This is a genomic window from Psychrobacter sp. TB20-MNA-CIBAN-0197 (assembly GCF_040309765.1).
In the GTDB taxonomy this organism is placed as follows: Bacteria; Pseudomonadota; Gammaproteobacteria; order Pseudomonadales; family Moraxellaceae; genus Psychrobacter; species Psychrobacter submarinus.
The window spans coordinates 1-340 of record NZ_JBEOPC010000235.1 but is presented as its reverse complement, the minus strand read 5'-3'; the positions used below and the strand labels follow the sequence as shown (position 1 = coordinate 340).

Annotated in this window: 1 protein-coding gene; it reads right to left on the bottom strand. The window is 40.3% G+C overall.

Annotated elements, in window-relative coordinates:
* The coding region (locus AAEY83_RS13470) for a serine hydrolase (protein WP_351059556.1) at positions 1-262 on the bottom strand (262 nt) is incomplete at its 3' end.
* Positions 263-340 lie beyond the last annotated feature (78 nt).

Sequence of the window (340 nt, the reverse complement as noted above, 5' to 3'; positions counted from 1 at the left end):
TAAATTGTTTTGAAATAGAACCTAAACGTAAAACGCTTTGCTCATTAAGTGCAATGTTATGCTCAAGGTTGGCAAGCCCGCGCGCTCCTTTAAAAAGTACTTTGCCATTTTTACTTATAATTACCGATACCCCGGGCTCGGTTTCAACTAGGCTCTCGTGAAGAATTTCCTGATACTGCGAGGCTGTCGGGTTTGCTTTTACAAGGCTGGGTGTTAATAGCGAGAGGGCTAACAAACAGCTAGCGTAAAATGGCTTAATCATATTCATCCTTTGTAGTTTTTATACCAAACCTGTAAATAGGTTTAGCGATCCTTGTGCTTCATTTAAGCGGTTATTTAC